This is a genomic window from Streptomyces sp. NPDC057271, assembly GCF_042668715.1.
Lineage (GTDB): Bacteria > Actinomycetota > Actinomycetes > Streptomycetales > Streptomycetaceae > Streptomyces.
The window spans coordinates 129,407-131,054 of record NZ_JBHUYJ010000011.1; the positions used below are offsets into that span (position 1 = coordinate 129,407).

The following is a 1,648-nucleotide window of genomic DNA, read 5'->3' on the forward strand; positions in this document are numbered from 1 at the left end:
CGCCGGGCAGACGCACAACGTCCGGGCCATCTGGCCAGCCGCTGTCGAAGGCTCACACCTGCCCGTGCCGCTAATACTCCAGCAGTAGATCGTGATCTTGCTGGTCGGGCCGGTGCGGAGAAGGGTGCGGCCACCGTTGATCATCGTGACTTGTGTGGAGTAACGATGAGACGGTAGCCGCAGGTCACAGCATAGATCCCGTCCGTTGGCGGGAGGCGTTCGAGGTGGCCATGGGTCGGATCGCGGGCCGGTGCACCCGGGTCGAACCACGGTTGCGGGCCAGGCGGTTGGTGTTGGGTCTGCTGTCGGAGTTGCCGAGGAAGAACTGCTGGACGATCGCGGAGTGGGCCGGGGAGGCCAGCAGGCACGGCATGCAGCATCTGCTGTGCCGGGCCGTCTGGGATGCCGACGCCGTCCGCGATGACGTGCGCGAATACGTCGTCGAGCACCTCCACGACGAGGCAGCGGTGCTGGTGGTCGACGAGACCGGCGATGTGAAGAAGGGCACTGACACGGTCGGGGTCCAGCGCCAGTACACCGGAACGGCCGGGACGAATCGAGAACTCCCAGGTCGCCGTGTACCTCGTCTACGCCGGCGAGCGGGGACACGCGGCGGTGGACCGGGAGCTGTACATCCCGCGCTCCTGGACGTGCGACCCGGACCGCTGCCGGGCGGCGGGGCTCGGCGAGGACACCGTCTTCGCGACCAAGCCGGAACTGGCCCGCACGATGATCGAACGCTTCCTGCACGCCGGACACCACGTGGGCTGGGTCACCGGGGACGAGGTCTACGGCGGCAACCCGAAACTGCGGGCGGCGCTGGAGGAACGCGGCATCGGCTATGTCCTCGCGGTGGCCTGCTCGACCGAACTTCCGACCGGTGCGGGAAAGTTCCGCGCCGATGCCCTGGCGAAGAAGGTGCCGAAGCGGGCCTGGCAGAAGCTCTCGGCCGGACGCGGCGCGAAGGCTCAGCGGTTCTACGACTGGGCCGTCATCGACCTCGCCGAAACGGCACCGGGCCGCCACCAGCTCCTGATCCGCCGCAACCGAACCACTGGCGAACTCGCCTACTACCGCTGTCACTCCACCACGTCGACATCCCTGGCCACCCTGGTCAAGGTCACAGGTTCCAGATGGCGGGTAAACCGAGAAGGGACTGGCCGGGCTGGATGAGCACCAGGTCCGCCGCTACCCCTCCTGGGCCCGCTGGGTCACCCTCGCGATGCTGGCCCACGCCTTCCTCGCCGTCGTGCGCGCCGACGAACACGCACACCGACCCACGCCGGAGGACCTGATCCCGCTGTCCTGCAACGAGATCTGCCGCCTGTTCATCGCGCTCGTCGTCTGGCCCGTCCGCGACGCGGCCCACCGGCTTGCCTGGTCCGACTGGCGCCGCCGCCACCAGGCACGATCACGCACCAGTCACTACCGGCGGCAAACCGCATCCCAGACATAAAGATCACGATCTACAGCTGGAGTATTAATACTCCAGCAGGATTTCGCTGTCTGACCTGGTCTTTCGCCGGGTGGCGGGAGTGTAGCGGGACTTCGGTCGTGCGGGGGCGGTCTCAGGGAAACCGCCCCTCGATCGTGCGACAACGCCGCAGGTAGTGACAGCGGCGGGCGACTGCTTGGCGTCGGCGGCGCC

Annotated in this window: 1 protein-coding gene and 1 pseudogene; one reads left to right on the plus strand and one right to left on the minus strand. The window is 67.8% G+C overall.

Annotated elements, in window-relative coordinates:
- Positions 1-184: 184 nt before the first annotated feature.
- A complete protein-coding gene (locus tag ACFUJR_RS08520; protein WP_383181691.1) occupies positions 185-373 on the minus strand; it encodes a hypothetical protein in 189 nt (62 codons plus the stop codon).
- On the opposite strand from ACFUJR_RS08520, the pseudogene ACFUJR_RS08525 reads away from it, so the two are divergent.
- Positions 291-1,456, plus strand: a pseudogene (locus ACFUJR_RS08525) (IS701 family transposase). The gene ACFUJR_RS08520 and the pseudogene ACFUJR_RS08525 sit on opposite strands and share 83 nt — an antisense overlap.
- Positions 1,457-1,648 lie beyond the last annotated feature (192 nt).

What these genes read in the sequence shown, in the direction of transcription:
- ACFUJR_RS08520 (WP_383181691.1), bottom strand. Translation starts at nt 373, where the DNA reads ATGCCGTGCCTGCTGGCCTCCCCGGCCCACTCCGCGATCGTCCAGCAG.